This is a genomic window from Mucilaginibacter sp. 320_HR (assembly GCF_059691875.1).
In genome coordinates this window covers 694,481-717,263 of record NZ_JCAWAI010000003.1, presented here as the reverse complement: position 1 = coordinate 717,263, position 22,783 = coordinate 694,481, and the positions used below count along the sequence as shown (strand labels likewise).

Here is a 22,783-nt window from a genome sequence, read left to right as displayed (position 1 = left end):
CATGTTCCACGTGGAACATACCTCATTAAGTTTATCTATGTTCCACGTGGAACTTTAACAAACGAGTAAATTGCAAAACTTGCCCAAATGGCTTCTAAAACAATGAAAGGGTAGAAGCTTATCAGGTAAGATGAATAACAACAAAGCCCTGCACCAACAAAATTCATCCCACTGTACCAGCGGCTGTTTGCACTTAGCTTTTTATTCAAGTTAAGCACGAATGCAATAAGTAACACAATGACGCCTGCCGATGCAATAATATCCGACGCTTTCATTAGGCTTCTTTTAATTCTGTTAGTTCCATCCACCTAAACGATTTTAAGTCTAGTTCATTGCTTATTTTCTCTGCTTCTTTAGATAAATCTATAATCTCTGCATTGTTGAGTCCCGTTGTATTTAGTTTATCGTTTACAGCTTTCAATTTAGCTTCCAGACTGGCAATTTCTTGTTCTATTGTTTGGAGTTCTTTCTCCTCTTTATAGCTGAGCTTTGATTTTTTTACAGCCTCAACAGCTTTCACCGGTTCAGGTGCAGGCTTTTTTGCTTGTTGTTTATTTTCTTCTAGCTCTAACCGGTATGACGAATAGTTTCCGTTGTAAATCTTTACCTGTCCGTTTCCTTCCATGATGAACAGTTGATCTGTCATTTTATCAAGTAAGTACCTGTCATGCGATACCAGCATTAAAATGCCGGGATAATTAGTTAAGAACTCTTCCAACACATTCAGTGTGTCAATATCCAGGTCGTTTGTTGGCTCATCCAGAATCAGGAAATTTGGATTCTTCATCAGGATGCTCATTAAGTGCAGCCTTTTCTTTTCACCACCACTCAGCTTGGCTATCATGCCGTACTGCTTATTAGGCGGAAATAAGAATAACGTAAGCAGGGCAGAAGCTGATATCATTTTACCGTCTGCCATTGTAATAAACTCGGCAACGTTTTTTACAACATCAATTACCCTCTCATCGTCTTTAAAAGATAACCCCGCCTGGTTAAAATAACCAATAACAGTTGTTTCTCCTTTTACTATCTCGCCTTTGTCCGGGTGGAGTAGTCCGGTAATAAGATTAAGGAGAGTAGATTTACCGGATCCGTTTTTACCCGCAAGCCCAATACGATCTCCTTTTTTGAAGATATAGTCGAAGTCGTTTATATACGTATTGCCGTTAAAGCCTTTTACAACATGGTGCAGTTCCATAATTTTATTTCCCTGCCTTGCTGTTTTGACGCTAAGCTCTACTGTTTGCTTCCCGCCATTATTCTTCGTCTTTTCTTCCAGGTCGTAAAAAGCATCTATTCGTGATTTGGATTTGGTTCCACGAGCTTTTGGTTGTCGTCTCATCCATTCCAACTCTTTACGAAGCAAGTTGCTGTTCTTTTGAAAAGTGGCCTCGTCAGCGGCTTCGCGCTCTGCCTTCTTCTCAAGGTAGTAAGCGTAGTTACCTACATAAGGGACTATTTTACCGCAGTCTATCTCTAATATTTCGTTACAAACATTATCCAGGAAATACCTGTCGTGAGTTACCATTAAAATGGTTTTGTTGCCTTCAGTAAGTAACTTCTCCAGCCATTCAATGGTATCAATATCTAAGTGGTTGGTCGGCTCATCCAGCACATACAGCTCCGGGTCCTCAATCAGCAGCTTAGCTAAAGCCAAACGTTTCTTTTGTCCACCTGATAAGGTGTTGATGTGCTGATTAAGATGATGAATGTCCAGACGCCCTAAGATGGTTTTAATTTGGTATTCATATTCCCAGGCATCTATTTCGCTCATCTCTTCCATTACTTTATCTAAAGCTTTGGAATTTTCAGGATCATTCTCCAGTAGTTCTTCGTACCTGCGTATAAGCTGCTGCTGTATGTTGTCTGCGTGAAAAATATAATCGCTAATAGTAACCGCATTCTTAAAATGCGGATCCTGCTCCAGGTAACCTATCTTAAGATCCCGTGCCTGAGCCACTTTACCTTCTGTAGGTTTTATAGCGCCTGACAAAATTTTTAACAATGTGGACTTGCCTGCACCATTGATGCCCACCAATGCTACCCGACGGCCGCGATTAATGCCGATGGTAAGGTTTTTAAATAACCAAACATCATGAAACGATTGTCCTAAATTCTCTGCTGAAATAAATGTACTCACTTGATCTCCTGTATCTTATCTGTAGTGTGTATAAATACACCTTTACTGTTATCTAATGATTTCCTGAACATGGCATACGCTACCTGGCTGGTTTTTATGCTTCTATATTTTTTTAGACTGCCAACGAGTAGGGGATTAATTATCGACATCACTTTGGTAAGCAATCCTTCCATAACTCTGCTGTTTTCCTTTCTGTCGCCAACCAATAAGGATGGTTGATAAATGTGCAGGGTATCTAAACCAACTTTTTGGATGTCTTCCTCCGTTTCGCCTTTAATTTTGCTATAGAAGTTTATCGAAGAACTGTTTGCACCAATAGCAGATACCAGGTGATACTCGTCTACTCCGTTTTGCCTCGCAAGTTGTGCCAATATCAACGGATAATCATGATCTATTTTGCGATAGTCTTTCAAATCCGGTGTCTTAGCTCTGGTGGTACCAAGACAGCAAAACAGCGCGTGCCCGGTTATAGATCCGGCATATTCAGCCAGCTTGTTGTAGTCTATCACTAACTGAACCAGCTTTTTGTGCTGTATAGGCAGCTCTTTACGTACAATGGCCAACACTTCATCATACTCATCATGTTGCAGCAGTACTTGCAGCAGGTCTCCACCTACCAATCCGCTTGCTCCTGCTATAACTGCTTTGTATGCCATTGAAGTTCAATTGAAAACGCAAAAATACGCATAAATAAAATAGTACAATCGGCAGATGTGTTTTTAAACTGTCAGGAAGGGTTCAACAAAACTTTTGAGAATATCATGTATTTTAAGGTAAATAACTGATAGATAGATTATTATAAAACATCCACAAGGTGGTGAAACCAAAATCAGAAGAACTTAGCGATGTAAACAAACCCTCATCTTAAACGTTTATACAACAACCAATTATAAACGTCTATCTCTTACATGCGTTAACATAACGGTGAGGGTATAATAGCAGTTCCGAAAAACATTCGATAATATAATTGTTTATAAGCGTCAAGTAACAAAAGCATTATGGCTGAACAGGTAGTACCCGGGTACAGGAAATGGCTGGAAGACATTGGAGAACAAGGCGTTTTCTTCTCCAGGTTTATCCGCAATATATTTATGGGCGGTTTCGAATGGTCTGAATTCGTTCGCCAATGTTATGAAATAGGCTACAGATCTTTTATGCTGGTAGGGCTTACCTCATTTATAATGGGGTTGGTGTTAATTCTTCAACTTAGGCCCTCTATGGTTGAAATGGGTGCAGAAAGCATGTTGCCAAAAACACTTGCTGTTGCATTTATAAGAGAAATGGGCCCGGTGATTACAGCAATAATTTGCGCGGGTAAAATAGCGTCCAGCATAGGTGCCGAACTGGGAAGTATGAAGGTGACCGAACAGATAGATGCGATGGAAGTATCTGGTGCAAACCCCACACAGTACCTGGTGGTAACTCGTATACTGGCAACCAGCATTATGGTACCAATACTCGCCTTAATGGGCGATGTAATCGGGCTTTTTGGCGGTTTTCTGGCCTTAAACTTTAGTGACGATGTTAGCTTCTCGCTATACTTTAATAAGTGCATAGCATCTTTGGAGTTTATAGATTTTTTACCGGCCTTAGTTAAAACCATATTCTTTGGCTTTGCAATAGGTTTTGTAGGGTGTTATAAAGGTTTTCACTCTGATAAAGGCACCGAAAGCGTTGGACTGGCGGCAAACTCGGCAGTTGTGACAGCTTCACTTTGGATTTTTGTTATAGATGCCATCGCCGTGCAGATCACCAGTATTTTATTCTATTAAGATGGAAGAGGTAAAATACAAAGGAGAAAATGTAGCCATCGGTCACGAAGAGGAGATTGTTGTGGACATTGACCATATATCTAAAAGCTTCGGCTCGAAAGAAGTATTAAAGGATATTTCCCTTGAGCTTAAAAAGGGTGAGAACATTGTGGTGCTTGGTAAATCAGGGCAAGGTAAGTCGGTTACCATACAATGCATAGTAGGGCTTTTAACGCCCGATAACGGCACGGTGAAGGTGTTTGGAGATGATGTGGCCGGCATGGATGAAGATGAGCTCAAGAAGCTCCGTACAAGGGTTGGTTTCCTTTTCCAAAGTGGAGCACTGTACGACTCAATGACAGTGAGAGAAAATCTCGAATTCCCGCTTACCCGGGTGCTTAAAATGGCTGACAAAGCGGAAATAGACACAAGGGTAGAAGAAGTGCTTGAAGGCGTAGGGTTGATGGATGCAGTAGACAAGATGCCATCAGACTTGTCTGGAGGGATGCGCAAACGGGTAGGCCTGGCGCGTACCCTTATAGTAAAGCCCGAAATAATGTTATACGACGAACCAACAACCGGATTAGACCCAATTACCTCGCGTGAGATAAGTGAGTTGATCCTTAACATGCAAAAGAAATATCAAACATCATCCATCATCATTACCCATGATATGGAATGCGCAAAGATAACCGCAGACCGCGTGGTAATTATGCGCGATGGTACCTATATAGCTGAAGGTAATTTTGACGAGCTACAGCACTCAGACGACGAATTTGTAAGATCTTTTTTCACAGAAACAAAATGAGAACAACATCCTCCCAAAAAATAAAAATTGGCGTATTTACCTTAGTTGGTTTTATAATATTGCTATTGGCCGTGTTTTTTATTGGTAATCAAAAAAGTCTGTTTAACTCCACCTTTCGGGTGTATGGTGTATTTCGGAACGTCAGCGGACTTACCGTAGGCAATAACGTGCGTTTTGCAGGTATAAACGTAGGCGTGGTGGAATCCATTAACATTGTAACAGATAGCTCTGTCAGGGTTGATCTGAGCCTGAACAATTCGGTAAAGAAGTTTATCAAAAAAGATTCAAAGCTTAGCATTGGTAGCGACGGCCTTATGGGCGATAAACTTGTGGTAATTGCCCCTGGCGGCGTAAACAGTACCGAAGAAGTAAGTGAGGGTAATGAACTTACCTCTGTTAACCCGGTAGATGTAGACAAGATAATAAATAAGCTTACCCGTGTTGCAGACAACGCGGAGACACTTACCAGTAACCTATCTCAGATTGTAGCCAAAGTAAACAACGGGAAAGGCAGTATAGGGCGTTTATTGAACGATGACAAGATAGCCCGAGACTTGGAAGGTACAGTACGCCAGGCAAAAACAACAATGAAAGGCGTACATGCTACTACAGCCACCTTAAACGAAGATTTAAAGGCAGCACAACATAACTTCCTGCTGCGTGGATTCTTCAAGAAGAAAGAAAAGGCAAAAAAAGCTAAGCAGGACTCGATACGGAAAGCGCAAGAGGATATCCAAAAAGCTAAGGAAAAAGCAGCGAAAAAGAAGGATTAAGACTCTCCAAATTATTCAAACAAAAAGAGCGACGTGGCATCCCACATCGCTCTTTTCGTTTAAGCTCTATTTATATTAAAGAGCGCTTGTTATAGCAGGATCAAGCGGCTTAGTAGTAGAACGATAACGGTGAATTAATTTACCATGTTCGTCTATTAGGAATTTCTCGAAGTTCCATTTTATCTCGCCAGTGAAGTCTGGATTTGCCTCAGTAGTAAGATACTTGAATAATGGATCGATATCATCTCCTTTAACACTTACTTTAGTGCTTAAAGGGAAGGTTACACCATAGTTTTTTTCGCAAAAGGTCTTAATTTCGGTATCTGCACCCGGCTCCTGCTGGCCAAAGTTATTTGCAGGAAACCCAACTACTACTAACTTGTCTTTGTACTGATCTGCTAGCTTCTGCAATTCAGCATATTGTGGGGTAAATCCGCACTTAGATGCCGTGTTTACAATAAGAACCTTTTTGCCCTTGTATTTAGCAAGCGAAAAAGGCTTACCATCAATGTTTTTAAGTTTAAAATCGTAAACTGATGATGGCGCAGCGGTAAGGAACGTCAGCGTTAAAATAAGCGCGAGTGTTTTCATGGTTTCAAAAAGTTGTTGTGTGTGAATAGTTTACGAACGTAAAATTAGACATTAAAGTTTCTTAGCGCCAAATATTGGTCTTCTTTTAATGTCATTTTTTTCTTGTCCGTGGTAGATTTGTCTTTGTAACCCAGCAAGTGCAACGCCCCGTGTATCATTACGCGGTGTAGTTCATGCGCTTCCGGAACTTCAAACTTTGCAGCGTTCTCTTGTATGCGTTCCACCGAGATGAAAATATCTCCTGTAATAACACCCTCTTCTTCCGAATTATCAAATGTGATAATGTCTGTGTAGGTATCGTGATCTAGATACTGCTGGTTAATCTGTAACAGGTAAGCGTCTGAACAAAGGATATAATTCAGCTCATCCAGCTTAAATCCTTCGGCAACAACGGTTTCTTTTATCCATTTACGGATAGCGATTTTATCTTTTACCTTATAAGAGACATCCTCTGCAAAAAAATTAATTGCCGGCATTATATCTTAAAGTGAAGTTCCACCTCGTTGCCCTTTGCATTGAAAATACACTGATCGGCAAGGTGTTTTAAAATAAATACGCCGCGGCCAGTAAGTTCTTCCAGCCGGTCAGGTGCAGTTGGATCGGGGAGGTGGTTGTAGTCAAACCCTGGGCCTTCATCTGTGATGGTCCAGATGATGCGTTTAGCATCAACATCTGCGTTAACAATAACCGTTTTTCTTTCATCCAGTTTATTGCCATGTACTATCGCGTTTATGGCTGCTTCGTTAAGGCAGGTCATCATATTGGCAAATGTATCTTCACTAACCTGGTATTTATCGGCAATCTCTTCTATCAAAGCCTCCAGCTGTGTTATGCTTTCGTACTTTGAGGGAAGTTGTAATGTATATAATTGGCCTGTCCGAACATCTGCCTGTTCCATGTTATTTTCCATTAAGTTGATCAAAGTATAGTTTAATTTTTTGCCTGTAGTACAAATTCAGTGCCGACGGAACAGTTCTTATCTGTTCGGTTTGCTTTGCCTTCACCTGCTCATACTCCTGCAAAGCCTTAATGTACCCTGGCGGCATACCCGTTGCTGCGCGACTTTCGCGCTTTTGGTCCTGTTCCCGCTGCTGTTCGGCCTTTTCAGCTTCCAGTAAGCGGGTTTGTATTTGCTGCTGCCGTTTAAGCGTTTCTTCTGTAATCCGTCTGTTTACGAGATCGTTTTCGGTTTGTTCCATTTCTTTTGAAATTTTGTCCAAATTACCCGCCCCGTTTGTTCCGTCTTTGTTCTGTTCGCGGTTAAGCTGCTGCATGGCTTGCCGTACCATTTGCTGTTGTCGCGCAAGTTTAGCCAGCTGTTCACTCATCCCTTCACTGCCATTACTGCCCGGACTTTTACCTTTTTGTTGCCCCTGCTGCTGCATTTGGTCGCGTGCTTTTTGCATGTTTTGGTTAAGCTGCTGCTGCATTTTGCTTAGCTGGCTCATAGATGGCTTGCCGTTTTTGCCCTTGCCACCTTTATTCTTGTTCATCATCTTTTGCAATTGGTCCAAAGCTTCGCTGAGCATGAGGGCCAGGTTGTTCATAGATGTCATAGCAAACTGCTCGTTGCGTGTTGCTTCGGCAGTGCGCCGCTCGCCAAGATTTTCCAGCGCCTGGTCTATCTTGGTGTTGATTGTTGTAATCTCTTTATTAACAGTAGACTGTATCTGCGGTATCCGTTTGCTTAACGAATATAAGCTGTCTTCGGCAGTTTTAAGGTTATCCTTAATGTCTTTTTGTGTTTGTGCCAGGCGGGTATAGCTGGGATCCATCGGCCCGATGGAACGCAGTTGCTGCATCAGCTTTTCCTGCCCAAAGGAACTATTTACTAATGATTTTAACAACTCGCGCAGCTGGCGTGCATCAACGGCATTTTGGCTGCTTTCGCCTTCCTGTTCCTGCTGTTCCATTTTTGCAGCCAGCTCTTTCATTTGTTTAGCGGCAGATTGCTGCGACTGTGATGCCTGCTGCTTGTTGTTCTTTTTTAAACTTTGGCTGCTCTCGTCCATCTGCTGGTCTATGGCCTGCTTATCTTTCTCAGGGTTCTGAAACTGCTCTTTATTGCCGTTTTGTTCGTTAAGCTTTTGCAGGTCGTCCATCTGCTTCTTAATCTCCTGAAAGTCGCTGTTTAGCTTTTGCTGTTGTTGCTGCAACTGCTGGTTATTGGCATCATTGTTCTGCTTAGTTTGTTGGCTAAGCTGCTGCTGCTCCTCTGCCAGCTTGTTCAACTGGTTGATGCTCTGGTTAAGTTTTTGTTCAAAGTCCAGCTTTTTATATAGCTCCAGCATGCGGTCCAGCTCTTTCTTCATCGACCGGTTCTCTGTCTGCATTTTTGAAAGCTCGTCACGCGTTTGATCCTTTTGTTCCTGTTCAAGCATTTGCTGTAACTTGTCTAGCATCTGCTTAGTTTTCTCATCCAGCATGCTGTTCAGCAAGGCTTCTATTTGTTTCTGTTTTTCGGTAAGGCTTTCGTTCTGCTGCTGATTTTCCTGCCGGTTGTACAAGTTCTTTTTATTCTCTTTCTGAACATCTTTAATCAACCCGTCAAGGTCCTTGCGTTTTTGCAGTAGTTCCTCTATTTGTTTCTTCTCGTCGAATGAAAGGTTGTTCTTGTCGAGTAATGCCTGGTTAAGCTTTTGCGCATCTTTTTCTACCTGCCCCGCAAGCTTCGCCGCAGATTGCATTTTTTGCTGAACTGCCTGTGTGCCTGCATTCAACTGTTCGGCCAGTGCTGCTGCATCGGGTACCGTTAGGGTACGCTCTGGTGAACGGGTAGTTTTAGGGCCGCTCACGCCATCGTTATCTGCCACCTCAAAGTAGTAAGTTACATTATCCCCGGCAGAGATACCCGCTTCTTTCAAGTTCCAGAAATAGAAGAAGCTGCCCTGGCTGCCGGATAGATCGGCCTTAACGGATTTAGTTAAAGAGCGTTCGCTGCCTTTTGCGCCAATTTTATAATGGAAGGTTAATGATGAAAACCCATGGTCGTCCTGCACCTTACCGTTAAAGTAAAACGCTTTCAGGCTGATGCTGTCCGGCCGTTCCTGTACCTCTATGGATGGCGCCTCATCCGCTACCACATTGATGCGGTACGCGGCAGAATCGGCATGGTTAACGCTGTTGTTAAGCGGACTCACTGTATAACTTGTAGCTTTTAATATCCTGTCGCGGTATTCAAACAAATTATCTTCTGAAGCCCGCACGGGCCGCTCTGTGCCACCAAGGGTAAACTTAAGTGCCGAGGCATTTTGTGTGTGGAACTGCCAGTTTACAACGGTTCCTGCCGGAAGGGTAAGATCGCCGGCATTGGCAATAGTTTCGGCCGCCTTGTGCAGGTAGGCAGGGTAGGTAAGCTTTGCATCAAAATTTAACAGCACGGGTTTGGGGTTCACTTTTATCTGATACGGTGCAGATGTAAAACCGTTGCCTGTAAGCCTGAATGTTGTGCTTTGCTGTAAGTTGCTGAACGTGTAGTGGAATCTGGTGATATTTTCTTTATCCAGCTTAAAGGTGGTGTTTGCTGTTTCTACATAAACGTCGGCAGGCAGCTTGTCGCCGGTTAGTTTCAGTTCCAGCTTTACATCTTCGCCCTGCACTGCGGAGAGAGATTTATTTATCACTACAAACTGAAAAGGTGCTACAGGTGCAAAATACTGGTTATGGTGGATAAGCCTTTTGGTGCTTTCTGTAAGAACAGACGGTGCCGCAAACGCGATAACGCAGATAACGGCGGCAGGGGGGATAACATATTTAAGGTACTTGTTATTCTCCCGAAGGTTTACCGCCGATGGGAAGCTTACCGGTTTTAATGTCTCTATCCGTTGATTAATGCTGGCTTCTAACAGTTCTCGGTGCTGCGGATTATTCTGTGCTTGCTTTTTTAGCTGAAGGGTGTTAAGCAGGCGGTCGTTCACATCGCTAAAGTGTTTGCCAATTATTTCGGCGGCCTGGTCATGCGAGAGCGTTTTTCCAAGTTGCAGCCGTGCCAGAAGGGGCGGCACAACCAGCCAGGCAAGCAATGCAACATTAAGCAATATGAAAAAGTAAAAGAGAACAGTACGGAAGGTGGTATTAAAATTACCAAAATACTCACTTAAAGTGATAACAACATAAGCCGAAAATAAACCCGCAGCCAAAAATAGCAACCCGCGGAGCAGATTGTTATAGTGGTACTTACGAATAAAAGTGTTGATCTTATCGATCAGCAGCTCGTAATTATCAGCGGGGGTCATAAACAGGCTTAGTTACCGGTATACCGGATAAACGAAAATAACGGATTAAATAATATGTAACGCAGTTTATTTGTGCGAATTACATCTGCTTAACCAAAAGGTATCCCTGTAAACGTATTTAAGCTGTAAATCTTCTATTTACGTTCTTTTGCCAACCACGCCTGGTACGCGGCTTTTCCGCGTTCAAAATCTGCGGCTGTTGAGTAAAAGTTATGCGACTTGTCGTTCTTTTCTACGTTTAAAACGTAGTAGATATAGTTTGTGGTGGCAGGGTAAAGCGCGGCTTTAATGGAGCTTTCGGAAACGGAAGAAATGGGGCCAGGAGGAAGGCCAACAACTTTCCGGGTGTTATAGGGCGATGCCGACTCCAGGTCGCTTCTATTTATAACCCCATCCCAACGGTGTTCCATCTTGGCAATGTAAACAGCGGTTTGATCTATCCCAAGCGGCATGCCTTTTTTGAGCCGGTTATAAATTACGGAGGCAACATCGGGCCGCTCCTCATCCAAACGTGATTCTGTTTCAATAAGAGAAGCAATGGTAATAACCTGGTGAGGTGTAAGCTTCAATTTGGCAGCCCTGCCTGCGTATTCCGGCTTCCAAACGTTTCTAAACTCCTCAACCATTTTCTTTAAAATAGCTTCGGTGTTAACGGCGCGCGGAAAATCATAAGTATTCGGGTACATATAGCCTTCAAGACTTTTAGCTTCCGGGGCGATGTCTTTAATGAGGGAATTATCATTCATCAGCTCCAACACAGAATCCTCACCAGCGGGTTTATTTTGAGGGAATTCACCGACAATCCTTTTTGCGATATCAAAGCGGGTGAAGCCCTCCGGGATGATCAGCTTAACCGTCCTCAGTTTTCCTTTTCTCAATTTTTCCAATACCTCAAGCGGCGTAATAGGGGAATCGAACTGGTATTCACCGGCCTGCATCTCATTGCCGGTACCGGTAACTTTCATGTATATTTTCAACGGAGTCTGCGAAGAAATGATCCCTTCTGCAGCAAGCTTAGCGAGTATTTGGCCCGGAGATGAGCCATGTTGTATTTGTATGTACTGGTTGACCTTATCATGTGCATAAGGAGTGTGCAAAGAGCTATACACCCAATACGAAAAGGCAATTACGGCAAGGATAACTGCAACAATAAGAAACTTTAAACCCTTCATTTTACTAAGTTCCCGGTTATATAGATATCAAATTAATTTAGTCGGCAATATAAAGATTAACTGTCTATTTAGGAGACGTCATCTACATAGCTAATCTTTAAATTCTTGGGTAAACTCAAGAGCTGATTCAATCTTATAACCAGTACCTGTTAACCGATGTTGCCTTTCTATTGATATAAAATCGAAAATTTTGACTTAAAAAGCAACTTTATATATTTGCAGCACATTCGTGTACTGCTAATCATTTCGGGATGTAGCGTAGCCCGGTATCGCGCCAGCATGGGGTGCTGGAGGTCGTAGGTTCAAATCCTGCCATCCCGACTAAAATAAAGGCTGCACGCAAGAGCAGCCTTTGTTCTGTAAAGCCGTATCTTTAACTGATGTATGTACTTAGCCGAGAGCAACAACTTCCTGTTTATTATCTAGAGCCGGACAATATAGCCGCCCATAAACACTTCAGGGTATACAATTTCAACGGCACATTGCCCAATCAGTCAGAGCTGCTTATACCTCACCGTAAAGACCATTACTTGTTTGTGTTTATCAGGAAGGCAGAAACCCGCCAATGGATAGACATGGTTCCGTATACGCTACGGGAAAACGGCTTCTACTTTTCGGGTCCAAACAATGTTATTGTAAAAGAGGAATTTAAACACCTGTGGAGCACCGGAATTGCGTTTACCGACGCGTTCCTGTCTATGCAGGAGAATGCCGCGCTAAGTAAGCTCCCGCTTATTCAAAACCCTCGCAACGGCCACGAGCTGCTGTTGAACAGTGCTGATGTAGATTTTGTGGAAGAGATGCTGGCTAAAATTAATACAGAATACCGGCACCCGGGCGAGTGGCAGCAACGGATGCTGGCTGCCCATGTAACCGTATTACTTACTTACCTGAGCCGGCTGTATGCCGAACAGTTTAAAGAGGATGCGACAGAAGATAAACTGCTGCTGAAGCGGTACCAGGCAAAAATTGACGAAAATTTCAGGCAGTCGCACGAGGTGAGCGACTATGCATCTATGCTTAATATTTCTGCCGGGCACTTAAGCGAAGTTGTTAAAATGCAAAGTGGCAAACCCGCTATTAAGCACATTCACGACCGCCTGGTAATGGAGGCGCGAAGACTGCTTTTCCACACCGGTAATTCGTTAAAAGAGATCTCCTTTGATCTGGGTTTTGCAGACGCTTCTTACTTCAGCCGGTTCTTTAAACGGGAGACCGGCGTTACCCCGGCCGAGTATCGCTCCAGTATCCGCAAAATGTACCATTAATGCCGTTGAATGTGTTACATGCAGGTAACACCCGTGCAGTACATTTGTACTGTTAAACAAAAACATCATGAAAACAGCATTAATAACAGGAGCAAACAAAAGCATAGGCTTTGAAGCCGCTAAGCAATTACTACAACAAGGCTACTACGTGTACTTAGGCAGCCGCGACCTTCAGAAAGGTGCAGACGCAGTCGACAGTTTGAAAGCCGATGGCCTGGATCAGGTAGAACCTATCGAGATAGATGTAGACAACCAAGAGTCTATAAAAGCGGCACGCGTGGCGCTTGGACAGAAAACCCAGGTGCTGGATGTACTGATAAACAATGCAGGCATAAGCGGCGGATTGCCACAGCCATCGTTAGAGACAGACATCAGCATATATAAAGATGTATTTGAAACCAATTTTTTTGGCGCCATAGCCGTAACCCAGGCGTTTTTGGACCTGATGAAACCAGCGGCGGAGCCCCGGATAGTAAACGTAACATCAGGCCTTGGCTCACTTACCATGCAAACCACCCCAACGTGGAAGTACTTTATGGTAAAGCCAACGGCTTATGTAGCATCTAAAGCGGCACTTAATGCCTTTACCATTGTGCTTGCTCATGAACTGCGCGACACCGCTTTTAAAGTAAACGCTGTTGACCCGGGCTACACCGCTACCGACTTTAACCACCACAGCGGCCCCGGTACCGTGCCTGACGCCGCCGCGCGTGTTGTAAAAGCAGCCACGTTGCCACAGGACGGGCCAACCGGCCAGTTTTATAGCGATGATAACGCTCCGGAAACAGGCATTAGCCCCTGGTAAGAAAGTATTTTTTATACCGGAGGCTGCCCCAATGGGCGGCCTTCTTTTTTGATAAGAAACGAGAACTCTCGCCCATAGCGCCAACGCGGATTTGGAATTGTGAAAAAAATAAGCTATATTGTAGCAACACGCCACAGGCGTTATTAATGGTGAGCTGGAGATCGCGATCGAAATCCGGAACATGCACCTTAATTTTACTGCCGCTTATCTTATAACCGGCTAAGCAAATACTATTTATCCCATTGTTGAAGGTGTAGCTAGATAATTATTCACACACTCTTAAAAAAGTGTGGTTTTTGAAGATTTTGGTTCATAAAACCTGCATTTTCCTGGTAAAACATGTTGTTTTTACGCTGGAAATGCAGGTTTTCTTTTTAGAAAGGCGATTTAAAGGGCACTAGTCAGTATGCCGGATTTCAGCATTTTTTTTCACCTCAAAATAGTACCCCACGAGTTCTTCTGCCCGGTGGCGGGCGGTGTGTTTAGATAGGATCTTTTGCCTGGCCCGCTCGCCAACAGCGCGGCGTTCGTCTTCCGGGGTGTCCCTCAAAAAGGCCAGTGTTTCTTCTCCAGAGTAGGAGACAAGTATCTCTGTCCCAAGTTCAAAAATGCTGTCCAGTCCATCCCAATAGTCACTTATAATAGGTACACCACAGGCGGCAGCCTCAAATAGCCTAACACTGGGGGAGTAGCCGGCCTTGATCATATCTGCCCTGGTAATGTTAAGCGTAAAGCGCTGAGCGTTATAGAAATCGCGGTGTTCCGCCGGAGGCAGGTGATTGACGTAACCTACGTTTTCCGGCCAGTTTACTGACTGCGGGTACTGCGGTCCTGCCACTACAAAGCGGCCATTAGGCCAGCCTTTTGCAGCATCAAAAAGAAGGCGTTCAAGGGGTGGTTGGCGGTCGTCGCTATAGGTACCAAGGTAGCCAAGGTCATATTGAATATCGACGTTCTTGGGGTAATATAAAGATGGATCAACAGAGCAATAAAGTGCCCTGGCGCACGGAGAACCGTATTTTTGTTCCAGCAAGGTAAGGGTTGGTCCTCCGGTGAACGACAGGTAAAGGTCATACATCGGGATTACTTCAGGACTTAAGTACTCGTAATCATTTCTGTCGAGTTTGGCCAGAGTTACCGGGGTATCAATATCATAGAAGGCTGTAATGCCATTAGCTACGTTACAAGCCCATTTACCGACTTCTACACCTTCAGGAACGTATGAACCCACGATGACTAGATCAGCAGATTGTACAACATCTGCTTGTTGTTCTTTAAGTTCGGTAATATCTTTATAAAGAATGACTTTACAGAAGTCCGGGTTTGCCAGATCGCGATTAGACGCGTACCAAGGCACGTCCCGCTCCAGAAAGGTTACATTGTGTCCGGCAGCATTCAGTTCCTTTACTAACGCCCTAAACGTGGTGGCATGCCCATTTCCCCAAGACGATGTTATAGACAGCCCCAGAATGGTTATGTTTAAAGAACTGCTGCTCATATCTGCCCGGCATTTATCTCCTGAAAATATGCAGTAAATAGCTTCTGCACCTCTTTTGCCCTGTTGGCATAGGTGTGTAGCGCCAGTACACGCTTTTTGGCAGCTTGCCCAATAGCATTTGCCTGCTCTTTGGGAAGATTATTCAATATGTCTGCAACCTCATCACCGCTTTTTGCTACTAAGATTTCTTTACCGGGCTCAAAAAAGAAATCGATGCCCAGCCAATAGTCGGTGATGATGCAGGCACCTGCACCAGCAGCCTCAAATACCCTTGTAGCTGGTGAAAAGCCCATTTTAGCCATGCTGTCGCGGCTAATGTTCAGTACTGCTTTGGGCGTACAGTTAAAAGCATTGTGGTCATTGGTATAAACATGGCCGATGTACTCTACGTTAGCCGGCATGTGCTTATCTCCCCACCCGCTTCCGCCGATCTTAAAACTTTGCTCTGGAGATATTTCCGCAGCCCTTAAGAAAAACTCTTCTATCCGGGCCTCTCTGTCCGGCAAGCGATTGCCTAAAAAGGCCAAGTCGCAACTAAACCGTTCATCCGAGGCTACCTGGAAGTGCGTTTCAGGGTCAAGGGCATTGTATATTGGTACACAAAGTTTAGCGCCCTTAGCTGTATAGGCGTTAACCACCGGATCTCCGCCGCCGTAGGTTAAGATCATATCGTATTGCGGAACCAGCGGCCAAAATGCGTCATCGGGGTTTTGATCCATGCGCTCTAAAGTAGCCGGGGCATCCACATCCCAGAATATTACAAGCTGGTTTTCTTTTCTTCTTTTAAGCACCTGCTCTTCCAGCAACTCGTCAAATACGCCCACTCCGCTTGCTTTGATCACTACATCTGCGGACTCCGCTTGAGATAACGCCCAAAAAGCACTTTCCTCATTATTCTCGTAAACTACAACAGTGGCCCATTCAGGATCAGGAATGTCCCGGTGCTGTTGACGCTCGTATGCGTCTGGCTCGTAAAAAGTAACGTTGTGCCCCAGTCTGCTTATTTCTTTAATTATGCCTCTGTAATAGGTTGCTGCCCCGTTCCAATAGGCGGATACAAGGCTGGAACCAAAAAAGGCTATTTTCAATTTCTTTTCCATAGGTGTAGTTGTATGCTGTTACTCTGCTGATGTAGTTGCAGAGAAGGTAGATCTGAGTGATTGTATTATCTGTTCAAGCTCATCAACACGGTGCGCGCAGGTGTGCCTGCTTAAAATTGTTTTCAGCCCGTTTTTGGCGAGAGCTTCCGCAGCAGATCGGTCATTTATAATAGTCGAGAGATGCTGTTTCATGCTTTCTTTGCTATCTGCCACCAGGAAGTCTTTGCCCGGCGTGAACAGGTTCTCTGCGTCATCCCACTGAGAAGAAACCAGCGGTATTCCACACGCCATTGCTTCAAACGGGCGTATAGTAGGTATGCCTGGCAACGATTCTACATACGGCCGGCGTGGTACATGAACAGTTACCTTATACTTAGCAAAAACTTCTGGCGCTTTATAGTTTGGGAGCCAGTTACCATATTCAATTCCTGCATCTTCAAGTGCCTTTAGTGCATGATCGGGATAGCGCACACCGTAAATCTTAGCTTTTAATCCAAGCTCCTTAACCGGTTCTATCAAAAAGGTGTGCAGTTCACGTGTGCGCTCATCGTCGCCCCAGTTACCTATCCACACCAGGTCTCCTTCTTTTTCAGCAGGTGGCATGGGGTGGAAAATGCGGGTGTCAGCTGCTTCGTGCCAAGTCCAGGCGTTCTTTGTCCAGCCCTCCTTCAGATAGATGTCGCGAATCACATTTCCAAACGCTAAAACGCCATCATAATACTGCAGATCGTACTTCATCATACTTTCCCTTTCGGTAACTGCACGATGATGGGTGTCGTGAAAGATCAGTTGAAAACCACCTAAAGTATTACGGTATTCTCCTATTTTCTTCACCAGGCTATGCTCATTCCATTCATGTACAATAACCAGGTCCCGATCTTTAAGAACATCATGAAGGTCAATTGTATTAATATCATAGAAGGAAGACTTTAGTTGAGGGTACGAAACCCGGAACTCTTGAAGGAATGAATCGCCATGTCCCGCAATCAAGTTAGCTAAGCTCCAGTTATTTTCAGGCTCGTACACTTTCACATCGTGTCCGCGGCTCAACAGTTCGGCAACAACCCCGCGCAGAAAGTGTGCATTTCCATGATTCCAGTCTGAAAGGAGGGAGTGGTAAAAAAGAGATATTTTCATGTTGGTTCTTCTATATAGGTGACAAGGCTACCACCGGATCTAAAAAATGTTAACTGGATATAGCAAACTGCTCCTCGCGAATAAGCGACTTATACAGCGAGACATAGCTATTAGCCATATTTTCAAGTGATAGCTTTTTTGCACGTTTCGATGATCTTTCTATCATTTGTCCGCACTCAACGGGATGTAAAATAGCATAGTCAAGCAGTTGATCTAATTCTGAGGGATCATCAGGATTGAAGAATAGTGCCGCATCACTCCACAACTCTCTAAACGTAGGTATATCAGCGAGTAAAAGCAAGCAGCCGGATAGAGCAGCCTCAAGCACCGAAAGCCCGAACGGTTCGTATTTGGCTGGCATAATGTAGATGTAGCTTTCTGCAAGGTGCTCACTAACTTCAGCAGGGCTTAATACCCCTGCTAGTATGACATTAGGTATACTGATGCTTTTACCTGTGTCTGGATGATTGTTATTCCCCGCAATAACAATTGAAATATTGTGACGGTTAGCTATATTGGCCAGCATAGGCAGATTTTTAGCTTCATCCCAAATCCTTCCCATGGCAAATGCCTTCATTTTCTTTTCGGCACTTCGAAGCAAGTGTGAATCGCGGCCGTTGTAAATAACCCTAAGATTATTGAGTGGTCCGTATATCCTTTGAATTTCGTTTGAATAGGATTGAGAGATGGCAACCACAGCATTGGCAGCACGCAGCCCCTGTTGCACCGCATTTTTATAAGCAGTCCATTCATCGGGGGCTGGTTCGTGCTTAACGGCCTGCCACCATGACAAAACGCAGGAGTGAGCAACTACAACCACAGGTGCCGACCAAGCAATTGAGGCATGCACATAGCCATTAAGGTGAATAATATCGGGCTTAAATGTAGATTCAAGCTTCAACAACCACCCGGCCGCTAGTTCCACATCCGCCCAGGGCTCATGCATCCACTCAAGTTTATAATTGCTTTGATGGATAACAAGGTTGGGGAGTTTGGCAGCTTCTTCCAGTTGCTTTTTAGATGCATGGGCACCCATTAAGGCAAGACAAACAGTAATTCCTGATTTATCTAAAGCCGAGCAAAGGTCAAGCGCATAAGTCCAAACACCGCCAACTACGTCGGCGGTCATTAGTACTCGTCTTATGGGCTTTTCCTTTGTAAGCATTAATCAACCCCTCTTGTAAATTCTGTCTAGTATCTCCGCAGACTTTACGTACTGAAAAGCGTTGGAATTAAACTTGTTACCATTTCGGCTTAATTCTTCTACCCAGTTTACGGCCGCTTTGCCGCCCCATGAATCACCTGGTGTGCTAATAGTTTGCCTTGATGTGCCGTAAAAGCGTTCAGTGGTAAAATCGTAAAATGAGCCGTTTATATTTTTAAAAGCAACGCCTCCGTTTGTGCCATAAAAGCTCACTTCTATAACAGCATCTACACCAGCTGGTAAATTCCATGAACAAGCCATTTGCACTGCAATACTGCTGTTTATTAAGAGCTGGGCTACAGCGTAATCTTCCACCTGCTCATTGATATCCTGAAGTAATTTACCCTTTGAGAATAGCTGACTGCTTACCTCGTTCACTTCGGGGTTGTCCAGAAGCCAAACAAGCAGATCAACCAGGTGGATACCCAAATCCATTACGCAGCCACCACCAGCTAACTTTGGGTTAAAATACCAGGGCTTATCAGGGCCGTAAGCGTTATGAAATACAAGGTTTGCGCCATAAATGGTCCCGAGCTCACCAGAGTCGAGCACTTCTTTTAATGCTTTAATGCCATTGGTGAAGCGATATGAAAAGTCTACACCAAGCAGTACATCCTGCTTTTGCGCAGTTTGTACCACATCGTTAACTTCTTGTGCTGTGCGGCCAAGTGGTTTTTGGCAGAACACCGCTTTGCCTTTATTGAGCGCTTCTATAGATTGAGCAGCATGCAGAGCGCTTGGAGTAGCTATTACAATGCCCTCAAGATCAGCAGATACCATTTCATTAAGACTGCCGATCACATCAGCGTTAGGCATAACACTGAGTGCGCCTTCCACAAAGGCCGGGTTTGGGTCAGATATGGCAGCTATTTCAGCTGTATTTTCTTTAGCGACAGCTTCAAGGCGGTTCTTGCCTATCCAGCCTACACCTACAAAGCCTACCCGCGGTTTGTTACCTGTTAATACAGTATCCATAACTATTACTGGTTATTAAATGTGATGAGTGCTTTTACAAAGCCTTCGGGATTTTGATGATGTGTTTCAAACGCTTTTTGAAGATCGGTTGCACTGAAAACATGCGTGAGCAACCGTTGAGGGGTAATAACGCCATCTTTAACGGCTTGCACAGCGTTGCGCATTCCTTTTAAGTATTCCTCCGGATCGCGCTCATGGGCATTTACTACATCAATTCCGCGCCAGTTCCACAGCTGCATATTCACCTGGCGCATGCCATCCTGGTGATAGCCTGCAATAATCAACTTCCCGCGTATAGCGGTTAACTCAGCAGCAAGATCAAGTGGCCATTGTTTGCCGGTGGCTTCAATCACCCGTTCGCAAAAGTTCCCGTTGGTAAGTTCTTTTACTTTTTCTATGATCTGCCAATGATCATCAAGCTTAATTACTTCATCAGCCCCCAATTCTTTGGCTAAATTCAGCGCCGAGTCTTTTCTGGCTAAGGCGATAACTTCTGCACCGGCGCTGTGAGCCAGCTGTACCAGTAGTGCACCCAAAAATCCTACGCCGATTATTGCAACGGTTTGCCCGGCGCGGATATCACTCCGGTCAAATATGTTCATGGCACAGCCTAGCGGCTCGGCCGGGAAAGGCACATCATTTAACTCTGCTGGTAAACGAATCAGATTGCTTGCCTTTGTAACATCGTATTCGGCAAAGGCATTAAAGGTTATTGCGGCAACGCGCTCGCCCGGTTTATAATCGGTAACATTCTTACCTACTGCATCAACTACACCCCAGCCTTCATGACCCGGGTTTCCTGCCTGTATGGGGTAGGTAAACCACTCGCGGCCTTCCCACACCGGAAGGTTTGACGCACATAATCCGCATCCTTCTATTTTAATCCTTACCTCATCATCGGCTGGTTCTGGTAGGGGTATATGCTTAACAGTAATTTGTTTCGGACTAGTAATCTCCAAGGCCGTCATTAACGGCGCCGTTGTATCTGTTGTTTGTTCTGTTTGCGTTGCTGTTTCCATTAACGTGTTTGCCCCGAGTATACTTTTTGTGCTTTGTATGTGCTCCTGGTTTCAGAAAGCCAGTTATATAAATTTTCTATTCCCTGGTAAGCTGTTACTGCAGGTGTCCATCTGCCTTCTTCTTTAAACTTCCTTATATCAGAAACATAATAGCGCTGGTCGCCCGGGCGCCAATCTCCAAAGTCCACATCAACCGTATCGCCGTGCAATTCTTCTATCATATCGGTAAGTTCAAGCAAGCTAATGGTATTATCGACACCGCCGCCAATGTTAAACGCCTTGCCGGACAGCTCGCCCATGTTCTCCTGTGCTACTTTCATAGCCTTAATCAGATCGGCTACATACAAAATGTCCCTTACCTGTTTGCCGTCTCCATATATAGTGAGCGGTTTGCCTTCCAGCGCACTAATTAGGAAGTGGGCAACCCATCCCTGATCTTCTGTGCCGAACTGGTGAGGACCATATATACAGCTCATCCTGAAGATTACTGCTTTTAAACCAAAGGTGCGGGCATAATCTAGTATGTAGGCATCTGCAGCTCCTTTAGAACAGCCATATGGACTGTGAAATTCCACCGGACGGTTTTCAGATACACCATCAGCAGCAACAGCTGAATTTTCAGGTTCGTACCGGTTGCCTTTTAAAACAACCTTCAGATCATCCAGATCGCCATATACTTTGTTGGTGGAAGTAAATACCAAAGGAGGCTGCTTCTCAGAAAGCCTGATAGCTTCTAATAAGTTTAATGTGCCACGCGCATTTACCTCAAAATCCAGGATGGGGTCAATGCAGCTGGTTGTCACCGCTACCTGCGCGGCAAAATGATAAACAGCGTCAGCAGCATTTACAGCCTCTTTCAGCGCATTCTCATTCCTTACATCTGCAATTTCAATTTTGAGGTTAGAGCTATACTTGTCCCGCAGCCATTGCAGGTTTTTCTCAACCCCATTTCTGGACAGGTTATCGTATATAATAACCGATTTGCCTTCTGATAAAAGCGCATCAGCCAGGTTAGTGCCAATGAAACCAGCACCTCCGGTGATTAAAGTAGTATGCTGATTGGCATCGTTCAGTACTTTAAGCTTTGGTTCTTTCAATGTGATATTATTTGAAGTTTAGTATCTTACAATTATAGTTTGCTGTTTACACGGTAAGTCCGCGTGCTGAAAGCTCTGCTTTCGCTTCTTCAACACTGTCAACAGCAACTTGTCCCTCCAGCCATGCAGCTAGCTCGTCAAGTCCGTCTTCAAGCTTAACCTGTGGTTCAAATCCTAATACCTGCTTCGCTTTACTGATATCGCCGAAACAATGCCTTATATCTCCCACGCGGTATTCGCCCGTAGCAACCGGCTGAATGTGTTGCAAGCCCATGGTATTGCTAAGCTTTTGTGCTATTTCTCTTACGGTGTAGCTGTTGCCACTGCCAATGTTAAATACTTCGTAAGCCGCTTCTTCTACTTCAAGCGCCAAACGGCAGGCAACAACAAGATCTTTAACGCTCACGAAATCCCTTTTTTGTTCGCCGTCTTCAAAGATGATAGGCGCTTTGTTATTCAAGAACCTTGAAGCAAATATTGCCAGTACACCGGTGTATGGATTTGATAATGCCTGCCGGGTTCCATAAACATTGAAAAACCGCAAGGCAACTGTAGGAATGTTATAAGCTTTACCAAAAATAAGGCTCATTACTTCCTGGTCATATTTGGACAAAGCGTAAACTGATGCCAGGTTAGGCTTTTTTGTTTCCGGAGTAGCTATTGGAGTTAACGTCTCACCGTTAGAGGTAAGTTCCCATGAACTGTTCTTTAACTGGCTTATCGGTCGGGCTGCATCTTCTATGACGTTGCCTGACTGAGTAGTATATAAACCCTCGCCGTAGATGCTCATGCTTGAAGCAACAATCAGGCGTTTCACAGGCTTTTGAATAAGTGCCTCTAGTAAAACGGCAGTGCCACGGTTATTTACGTCGGTGTATTCATTTACCTCGTACATGCTCTGGCCAACACCTACACGCGCTGCAAAATGGTAAACAGCGTCAATCCCTTCCAGTGCGTCCAAAACGGCTTGTTTATCTCTTACATCTGCAACATACAATTCAACTTGTGGGTTAAGGTATTCCGGACGCTCCGCATTTGCGCCGTGCACTTGTGATATAAGGCTATCCAAGACACGAACAAAATAGCCGTGATTGATCAGTTCGTCGCAAAGGTGTGAGCCGATAAAGCCGGCCCCGCCGGTAATTAATATGTTCTTCATAGAAGGTGTGTATAAGCGTAAAAAAAAAATCAGGTACAAAGCCTGCTGCAA

The 22,783-nt window shown here is 44.4% G+C and carries 21 protein-coding genes and 1 tRNA gene; 6 read left to right on the top strand and 16 right to left on the bottom strand.

Annotation, left to right across the window (positions count from 1 at the left end; all coding sequences use genetic code 11):
* Positions 1–35 precede the first annotated feature (35 nt).
* The 3 genes from AC59GT_RS13775 to AC59GT_RS13765 are packed head-to-tail and all read right to left on the bottom strand — an operon-like array spanning position 36 to position 2,796.
* Positions 36–275, bottom strand: a complete 240-nt coding sequence (locus AC59GT_RS13775; RefSeq protein ID WP_205771860.1) for a CBU_0592 family membrane protein — start codon at positions 273–275, stop codon at positions 36–38.
* Entirely contained in the window at positions 275–2,140 is a 1,866-nt protein-coding gene (locus AC59GT_RS13770) for an ABC-F family ATP-binding cassette domain-containing protein (protein WP_497238171.1), read from the bottom strand. Before AC59GT_RS13770 ends, AC59GT_RS13775 begins: the two co-directional genes overlap by 1 nt.
* Complete coding sequence (locus AC59GT_RS13765; protein ID WP_497238170.1) at positions 2,137–2,796, bottom strand: NAD(P)H-binding protein; 660 nt, start codon at positions 2,794–2,796, stop codon at positions 2,137–2,139. The genes AC59GT_RS13770 and AC59GT_RS13765 overlap by 4 nt, the downstream gene beginning before the upstream one ends.
* A gap of 342 nt (positions 2,797–3,138) precedes the next feature.
* On the opposite strand from AC59GT_RS13765, the gene AC59GT_RS13760 reads away from it, so the two are divergent.
* Genes AC59GT_RS13760 through AC59GT_RS13750 form a run of 3 tightly spaced genes read left to right on the top strand, consistent with a single transcriptional unit; the run spans position 3,139 to position 5,472 of the window.
* Positions 3,139–3,912, top strand: coding sequence for an MlaE family ABC transporter permease (locus AC59GT_RS13760; protein WP_497238169.1), 774 nt, complete (start codon positions 3,139–3,141; stop codon positions 3,910–3,912).
* Position 3,913: 1 nt separating this feature from the next.
* Positions 3,914–4,699 carry an ABC transporter ATP-binding protein gene (locus AC59GT_RS13755; protein WP_497238168.1) on the top strand — a complete coding sequence of 262 codons (786 nt, stop codon included), beginning with the start codon at positions 3,914–3,916 and terminating at the stop codon, positions 4,697–4,699.
* Positions 4,696–5,472, top strand: a complete 777-nt coding sequence (locus AC59GT_RS13750; RefSeq protein ID WP_497238167.1) for an MlaD family protein — start codon at positions 4,696–4,698, stop codon at positions 5,470–5,472. Before AC59GT_RS13755 ends, AC59GT_RS13750 begins: the two co-directional genes overlap by 4 nt.
* 75 nt (positions 5,473–5,547) lie before the next feature.
* Here the strand turns inward: AC59GT_RS13750 and AC59GT_RS13745 are convergent, their stop codons facing one another.
* The 5 genes from AC59GT_RS13745 to mltG form a co-directional block, all read right to left on the bottom strand.
* Positions 5,548–6,063 (bottom strand): glutathione peroxidase, encoded by a 516-nt coding sequence (locus AC59GT_RS13745; RefSeq protein WP_497238166.1) that lies wholly within the window; start codon positions 6,061–6,063, stop codon positions 5,548–5,550.
* A 44-nt stretch (positions 6,064–6,107) separates the two neighbouring features.
* Entirely contained in the window at positions 6,108–6,539 is a 432-nt protein-coding gene (gene ybeY / locus AC59GT_RS13740; RefSeq protein ID WP_497238165.1) for an rRNA maturation RNase YbeY, read from the bottom strand.
* Positions 6,539–6,973 (bottom strand): ATP-binding protein, encoded by a 435-nt coding sequence (locus AC59GT_RS13735; protein WP_497238164.1) that lies wholly within the window; start codon positions 6,971–6,973, stop codon positions 6,539–6,541. The genes ybeY and AC59GT_RS13735 overlap by 1 nt, the downstream gene beginning before the upstream one ends.
* Positions 6,963–10,298, bottom strand: coding sequence for a DUF4175 family protein (locus AC59GT_RS13730; RefSeq protein ID WP_497238163.1), 3,336 nt, complete (start codon positions 10,296–10,298; stop codon positions 6,963–6,965). Before AC59GT_RS13730 ends, AC59GT_RS13735 begins: the two co-directional genes overlap by 11 nt.
* A 134-nt stretch (positions 10,299–10,432) precedes the next feature.
* The gene (gene mltG / locus AC59GT_RS13725) at positions 10,433–11,470 is read right to left on the bottom strand and encodes an endolytic transglycosylase MltG (RefSeq protein WP_497238162.1); all 1,038 of its coding nucleotides are present in this window, start codon (positions 11,468–11,470) and stop codon (positions 10,433–10,435) included.
* 247 nt (positions 11,471–11,717) lie between these two features.
* On the opposite strand from mltG, the gene AC59GT_RS13720 reads away from it, so the two are divergent.
* The 3 genes from AC59GT_RS13720 to AC59GT_RS13710 all read left to right on the top strand — a co-directional run bounded on the left by AC59GT_RS13720 (position 11,718) and on the right by AC59GT_RS13710 (position 13,543).
* A tRNA-Pro gene (locus tag AC59GT_RS13720) sits at positions 11,718–11,791 on the top strand.
* Between the two features lie 59 nt (positions 11,792–11,850).
* On the top strand, positions 11,851–12,738 hold the full coding sequence (locus tag AC59GT_RS13715) for a helix-turn-helix domain-containing protein (RefSeq protein ID WP_497238161.1): 888 nt from the start codon (positions 11,851–11,853) through the stop codon (positions 12,736–12,738).
* A 67-nt stretch (positions 12,739–12,805) separates the two neighbouring features.
* A complete protein-coding gene (locus AC59GT_RS13710; RefSeq protein ID WP_497238160.1) occupies positions 12,806–13,543 on the top strand; it encodes an SDR family oxidoreductase in 738 nt (245 codons plus the stop codon).
* 397 nt (positions 13,544–13,940) lie between these two features.
* Here AC59GT_RS13710 and AC59GT_RS13705 read toward each other — a convergent pair whose 3' ends face one another.
* Genes AC59GT_RS13705 through AC59GT_RS13670 form a run of 8 tightly spaced genes read right to left on the bottom strand, consistent with a single transcriptional unit; the run spans position 13,941 to position 22,732 of the window.
* Positions 13,941–15,041 carry a CgeB family protein gene (locus tag AC59GT_RS13705; RefSeq protein ID WP_497238159.1) on the bottom strand — a complete coding sequence of 367 codons (1,101 nt, stop codon included), beginning with the start codon at positions 15,039–15,041 and terminating at the stop codon, positions 13,941–13,943.
* The gene (locus AC59GT_RS13700) at positions 15,038–16,141 is read right to left on the bottom strand and encodes a CgeB family protein (RefSeq protein ID WP_497238158.1); all 1,104 of its coding nucleotides are present in this window, start codon (positions 16,139–16,141) and stop codon (positions 15,038–15,040) included. Before AC59GT_RS13700 ends, AC59GT_RS13705 begins: the two co-directional genes overlap by 4 nt.
* Before the next feature lie 18 nt (positions 16,142–16,159).
* On the bottom strand, positions 16,160–17,278 hold the full coding sequence (locus tag AC59GT_RS13695) for a CgeB family protein (RefSeq protein WP_497238157.1): 1,119 nt from the start codon (positions 17,276–17,278) through the stop codon (positions 16,160–16,162).
* A 49-nt stretch (positions 17,279–17,327) separates the two neighbouring features.
* Entirely contained in the window at positions 17,328–18,443 is a 1,116-nt protein-coding gene (locus AC59GT_RS13690; protein ID WP_497238156.1) for a glycosyltransferase family 4 protein, read from the bottom strand.
* Positions 18,444–18,446: 3 nt separating this feature from the next.
* Positions 18,447–19,457: a Gfo/Idh/MocA family protein gene (locus AC59GT_RS13685; protein ID WP_497238155.1), complete on the bottom strand. Its 1,011-nt coding sequence runs from the start codon at positions 19,455–19,457 to the stop codon at positions 18,447–18,449.
* 5 nt (positions 19,458–19,462) lie between these two features.
* Positions 19,463–20,476 (bottom strand): MDR/zinc-dependent alcohol dehydrogenase-like family protein, encoded by a 1,014-nt coding sequence (locus tag AC59GT_RS13680; RefSeq protein ID WP_497238154.1) that lies wholly within the window; start codon positions 20,474–20,476, stop codon positions 19,463–19,465.
* Positions 20,476–21,573, bottom strand: coding sequence for a GDP-mannose 4,6-dehydratase (locus AC59GT_RS13675; protein WP_497238153.1), 1,098 nt, complete (start codon positions 21,571–21,573; stop codon positions 20,476–20,478). Before AC59GT_RS13675 ends, AC59GT_RS13680 begins: the two co-directional genes overlap by 1 nt.
* Positions 21,574–21,619: 46 nt before the next feature.
* Complete coding sequence (locus AC59GT_RS13670) at positions 21,620–22,732, bottom strand: NAD-dependent epimerase/dehydratase family protein (RefSeq protein WP_497238152.1); 1,113 nt, start codon at positions 22,730–22,732, stop codon at positions 21,620–21,622.
* Positions 22,733–22,783 lie beyond the last annotated feature (51 nt).